Origin of the sequence: Mycobacterium sp. (assembly GCF_051006775.1) — a bacterium.
Classification (GTDB): Bacteria; Actinomycetota; Actinomycetes; order Mycobacteriales; family Mycobacteriaceae; genus Mycobacterium.
Map to the genome: position 1 here is coordinate 1 of NZ_JBPCSX010000013.1, position 5,619 is coordinate 5,619.

The 5,619-nt window shown below is 65.6% G+C and carries 6 protein-coding genes; 2 read left to right on the forward strand and 4 right to left on the reverse strand.

The window, feature by feature from the left end; translation table 11 throughout:
- Positions 1 to 211: DUF5993 family protein (locus ACR2JI_RS00665; protein ID WP_526386955.1), on the forward strand; the 211-nt coding region annotated here is incomplete at its 5' end.
- Positions 211 to 834, forward strand: coding sequence for a disulfide bond formation protein B (locus ACR2JI_RS00670; protein WP_526386957.1), 624 nt, complete (start codon positions 211 to 213; stop codon positions 832 to 834). The genes ACR2JI_RS00665 and ACR2JI_RS00670, both read left to right, overlap by 1 nt.
- A 10-nt stretch (positions 835 to 844) precedes the next feature.
- On the opposite strand, the gene ACR2JI_RS00675 is transcribed toward ACR2JI_RS00670, so the two are convergent.
- The 4 genes from ACR2JI_RS00675 to ACR2JI_RS00690 form a co-directional block, all read right to left on the reverse strand.
- Entirely contained in the window at positions 845 to 2,602 is a 1,758-nt protein-coding gene (locus ACR2JI_RS00675) for an Ig-like domain-containing protein (protein ID WP_526386959.1), read from the reverse strand.
- 125 nt (positions 2,603 to 2,727) lie between these two features.
- Positions 2,728 to 3,108, reverse strand: coding sequence for a cupredoxin domain-containing protein (locus tag ACR2JI_RS00680; RefSeq protein WP_526386961.1), 381 nt, complete (start codon positions 3,106 to 3,108; stop codon positions 2,728 to 2,730).
- A complete protein-coding gene (gene efeU, locus ACR2JI_RS00685; protein WP_526386963.1) occupies positions 3,105 to 3,971 on the reverse strand; it encodes an iron uptake transporter permease EfeU in 867 nt (288 codons plus the stop codon). Before efeU ends, ACR2JI_RS00680 begins: the two co-directional genes overlap by 4 nt.
- A gap of 271 nt (positions 3,972 to 4,242) precedes the next feature.
- Positions 4,243 to 5,349, reverse strand: a complete 1,107-nt coding sequence (locus ACR2JI_RS00690) for a hypothetical protein (protein WP_526386965.1) — start codon at positions 5,347 to 5,349, stop codon at positions 4,243 to 4,245.
- Positions 5,350 to 5,619: the final 270 nt, after the last annotated feature.

The window sequence follows — 5,619 nt, forward strand, 5'->3', positions numbered from 1 at the left end:
TTCCCGGGCTAAATCCACCCCGCAGGCCGTCGTCGCGACTTATGGTTCCCGCGTGGACATTCTCATCATGATCCTGCTGTTCGTGATAGCGCTGCTGGTGTGGCGGGGTGCCAGAAACGGTCTAATCCTGTCGCTCTGGGTGATCGGAGTGATCGCCATGATCGGCCTGTTCAAGTGGCATGTCACCTCCGTCCTGGATCTGAGCTTCTAATGGCCGCGGAAGATACCGCCAAGTCGGGCGGGGTCTGGAGCTTGCTGAGCTACTGGGGTCTGCACGGCTGGATCCTGGCGTACTGCTTCGTCATGGGCAGTGCGTTCTTCATCCAGTTCGTCGAGGGCGAGTTCCCCTGCCCGCTGTGCATGTTGCAGCGCTACGGGATGATCCTGTCCACCCTCGGGGCGCTCTACGTCGTCATGGCGGCCCGGCGGGGAACTCTCACGCCGGCACGTTATGCGCAGGGTCTGGGCATGGGTCTCATCGGGGTCGTGGCCGGGGCGGCGGTGTCTATTCGCCAGATTCTGCTGCACATCAAGCCCGGAGACGCAGGCTACGGAGCTCCGGTTTTGAACCTGCACCTCTACACGTGGGCCTTCATCACGTTCGCCATCGTGATGATCTACGTCGGGGTCATGCTGATGCTGATGCCCAAAGGCATCCCGGCGGCTCCGGCGGCCGGCAGCGCGGGATGGAAGCTTTCGACGGCCATCATCTGGCTGTTCATCGCCGTCGTCGCCGCCAACGTCGTAGCGATCATCTTTCTGGAGGGCTTCGCCGCCGTCCTTCCCGACGATCCCGACAGCTACACCCTGATCGACCAGTTGACCGGCCGCTGAGCGGTTTTCGCTAAGAAGTTCTGCGGCGGCGGCGGACCAGTCCGAAACCGAGGATCAAGAACGCCGACGCCGACGTGTTCACGGTGTAGCCGATGTCCTGCAGGATGGCCAGCTCGATCGGGCTGACCACCCGCACGCCCAGTCCGGCGTCGGAGATCGCGTTCATGAGCTTGTTGTTTCGGCCGAAGAAGGTGGCGTCACCCAGATGCGACACCGAGCTCCCCGGCTCCCAGGGGTCCGGTGTGTAGAGCGGGACCGGGCCGCCGTAGACCGCGACGGCATTGGGGCCGCCGAAATACAGGCCGCCGTTGCCGCCGGTGAGATTGGTGTTGTAGACCGGGTTCCAGCGGTAGTCATTCCCGATCACCGGGGTGCCGTTCGCGGTCACCATGTAGGTGTCGAACGTCGTCCAGGTGAAGTTGCTGGCATCCCAGCCGGGCTCGTCGACGTTGGACAGGAAGCCGAGGGCGTGCAGCAGTTCGTGCATCGCCGTGGAGGTGAAGTCGTACTGGCCGCTGACCACTGTGTTGCCGAATGCCCAGGGCTGGCCGAAGTTCCAGTCGATCGTGCCATCGGCGGCCGCCCCGTTGGCGTCGACCCCGGTGAGGATCTTCTGCTGCACGACCGTGTCATACAACCCGGGGTCGCTGCTGGTCAGATCGCTGCCGGAGGAGGCCAGGGTGCCCGACAGCGGCGCCCACTCCGCGGTGACGTCGAAGGTGACGTTCACCGGGTCGGTGACGACGAAATAGTCGACAAGATCCTGGGCGGCCCACTCCAGAGACCCGCGAGCAGCCTGGGTCCAGAGTTCGCCGCCCCTGCCGTTGATGTAGTTGAAGGTGAAGGTCAGCAGCGACGGCGTCACGTTCTGGGCGACCCCGAGGAAAGCCGCAGTGCTGGTCGGCCGGAACAGGTCGAGCAGATTGATGTGGAATCCGGTGTCGGTGGCCGAGACCATGAAGCTGTCGCGTCCGGTGAAATCGGCCCCCGGGGTGTAGACGTAGTTGCCGTCGGTTCCGATGTCGACGGTGCCGTGCGCGGGCAGATCCGTGATGCTGTAGATGATCGGGTCGCCCTCGGGGTCGACCGCACCCACCGTCCCGGTGATCGGGCCGCCGTCCTTGCCGGTGACCTGCACGGGGGCGACGACAGGTGCCTGGTTGAAGAAGCTGCGCCGGATCAGCAGGCCGATACCCTCGACGAAGGCCTGGATCGGACCGAACAGCGCGGAGATCGGGTCAGTGGCTGCGGCTGTCGCAGCAGCGCCGGTAATTCTCAGTGCGGCAATGGGTTTCGCTGCAACCTGTTGGGGCGCTTCGATGGTCGGTTGCGTCGATGGGGAGCTTGCCACTGTCGGCTGACCGGTATCGGCCGACGGCGTCGCAGTGGTCGGGACGGTCGGTTGCGATGCGGTACCGGCGGTTGCGTTGGTGTTGGGCGCGACGGCCGATGCGGTCGTCGCGCTGCGATTGCCGCGCCGGGCCGCAGCCGGCTTGGTCGCGGTGCGGGGGGCTGAGGTAGCCCCGGCGGATCGGGCGGCCCTAGCCGGCCCGGCCTGCGTTTCGGCGGGCGCCACCGCGCGACGCTGTCGTGTCGCGGGGGCCTTCGGGCCAGCCTGCGTCGGTGTCTGGCTTTGGGTGTCCGACGTTGCCGGCGTCGCGACGTCAGTCCCGTCGGCCGCGGCGATACCAACCACCGGTCCGGCCAGGGACAGTCCCAGCGCGAACGCCGCCGCCCCCACCCGAGCGCCGTTCCTGGCCACCCACATCAGCAAACTCCAAAGATTGTCTACTACTTTCCGGGAACGCTACATTGTCAAAGCCCGGGGTGCTAAGACCGGTGCTCCGACGGTTACCGAAATGAGGCGTTGAGCAACGCTGCGACCGGGGGTTTTCAGCCGGTGACGGTGAAGTCGCCGCGGATGCCGTCGCCGGTCATGCCGGGCTTGCAGGCCGTCTGATAGGTGCCGGGCTGCTCGAATCGGATGTCGAGTCGGCGCTGTAGCCCGGGTGAGATGTTCTCGGCCTCGCCGAGCACACGCTGACCGTCGCCGTAGACGTAGAACTCGGTGACCTTGGAGCCGGTGTTGGTGACGACGAAGGTGTACGACCCGGCCGCGACCTTGGCGGTCGACACCGCGCAACCGGTGTCGGAGGCGTCGACGGTGATCTCGGTCGTCGCGTTGTCCGTGGACGCGGTCTTGGTGGCCGGTGAACACCCGGCCAGAGCGATCACGGCCAGGATCGCCGTCGAGGCGGCGGTGATGCGGGTCATGCTGTCGAACCTTCCGTGGGTATGGCCAGAGCGGCCGGCCGGTGGGCAGGGGCAGGGCTGGGCCGCAGGAACAATGTCAGCACTGCGGCGAGGTAGATCAGCCATGCGCTGAGTTGCAGCACGGTGGGGGTGGCCGTGAGATTGAAGACGCCCCGCAGGATCTGGCCGTACCAGGACGACCAGTCCAAGGCTCCGTTGATGTCGAATGCACGGCTGGCGTGGCCGGGCAACCATCCGACGGTCTGCAGCGCGCCGATGCCGTAGGACAGGATCCCGGCGGCCACGACGATCAGGAAGACGCCGGTGTAGGAGAAGAACTTCGCCAGGTTGATGCGGATCGCCCCGGCATACATGGCGCAGGCGATCGCCGCGGCCACCAGTATGCCGATGATGAGGCCGACCAGCGGCCACGAGGTTTTAGCCTCGGCATAACCGACCATGAACAAGGCGGTCTCCGCACCCTCGCGCCCGACGGCGAGGAAGGAGAGCAGAAGAACCGCAGCAGCGCCGGTCTCAAGCGCGCGGGTCATCCCGGCTCGCAGATCCCCGGAGATGCTCGCTGCGGCTTGGCGCATCCACAACACCATCGAGGTGACGATGGCGACCGCGACCAGTGATGCGATGCCCGCGATCGCCTCGGCGGTGAGGTCGCGGATGCTGTAGGCGCCGTAGCGGATGCCCAAAAAGATTCCGACCGTCATCGCGAGTGCGCCGGCGACTCCGAGCCAGACCCACTTCAGGGCGTCGCGGCGGTCAGACTTGACCAGGAAAGCGACCAGGATCATCACGACGATGCTCGCTTCGAGACCTTCCCGCAGACCGATCAGCGCGCTGCCCAGCAGTTGGGCGGAGACATCTGACATCGGGCCCTCCCAGCAGTTGAAATAAAGTTTGGCTACCCTAACTTACTTCGACTGTAATGGGGGGCTCAAGGCTGCGCAACATCGGGGTGCTCGGGGAGGACATGGATCCGATGACGGGAATCCAACCCGCGTATTCAGCTTGGGAAGAGGTCTCAACCCGATTGCAGGGGGTTGATGGAGTTCCCCGCAATCGCGTCAGCAGGTGGAGCGGTCCGGGCAGGTTCGCTCGAGTGTGGGTTCACACGCACCCAGTCCGCGATCGACACCTTTCTCATCTTGTTTCTGAAGAGAGCAAGCCGCCGGTCCGCGTCTTGAGCGCGGGACTTAAACCGGCATCACTGTGTCCTGTTCTTTCCGCAGCGGACTTCGGCGCTCTTGCCGCGACCGCTGACGAGGTCACCGCCGGGTGCGTCGGTCGGTAGGTTGCAGCCCCCGGCGCCGTCACGGCGATCTCCACGGCCGTCGACGCAACTGGGAGTGGGTGCGGGCTGGTGCCACCGTTGAGGTCCAAGACGTGCTGGTCGACCACATTCTGAACCAGTATCCGGATGCTCGGAACGTAGCGGTCTGCGGTGAGTGTGTCGTTGAGGCCTTGGCCGACGGTGAGTGCCCCCACCGCGCCTGGGATGCTGGGCAGTCCGTTAGACGCCACCGGCCCCAGTAATCCGGAGACCAGAGCGTTCCACGACTCTCCCGACCCGGGGTGGGAGAGTCCGGCGATGAACTGCTGGCCGACGTTGGCCGTCGCGGCAAGCAGCGCCGTGACGATGCCGATTTCGTCGGTGATGGCCCCGGGTAGGAATCCGACCAGACTCTTGGCTGTCGCGGTGAGGTTGGCGACCACCCGGTCCAGCACGTACTGGCCGGCCGCGAGTGCAGTGTGCCCCGCCTGGTTGATCGCGACACCCAGGCCGGAAAGCGCCGGCCCGAGCCCTGAGCTTGCGGCCGTCGGCAGGAACGTCCACGCGGCATGGGCGAGAGTCACCGTGGTGGAGTCGGGACCGGTGAAGAGTTGTTCGATCGAGTTGACGATGTATCCGGCGGCGTTGTAGCCCAGCTGGCGGATGATCGGCAGCGCACCGCTGATGAACTGAGGCAGCAGGCCCTGGTAGGTAAGCGGACCGCCGTTTATTTCGCAGGCCGAACAATCCTGGTTGCTGCTGAACAGGTCGCTGTTGATCAGGTTCAGGGTTCCCAGGGCTTCGACCACGGGTTGGTCGAAGCTGGCAGCGCTGAGAGCCAAGGGCATCTCCAGGGTGGGAATCTGCAGCGCGGGCGACGAGCTGTAATGCGCCGCGAGCGGGGCGAGGGCGATAGCGCCCGCCCCGACGAGTGCGGCAGGCCGTGCGATCAGCGGAGGGCGGAGTGAGAAGAGCATGGGTTCCTTCCGAAAGGGTTGATGATCAAGGGTTCGGGTTCTGCTGACAGCGGCCGGTCAGGGCCGGCAGGCGGTCATCACAGTGGTGTTCGACGTCGAGTCGGAGATCGGGGACGGGGTGGTGCGGTGGTGCTCAGTCACCGCCCACCGATGCCGATCACGCGACGAGTTTGGCCAGGCTGTTGCGCAACTCGCGCAGTTCGTCGTCGCTGAGCGCGGCCGTCGAGTGTTCGGTGACGGCGTGCTCGTGGGTATCGGCCGCCAGTGACT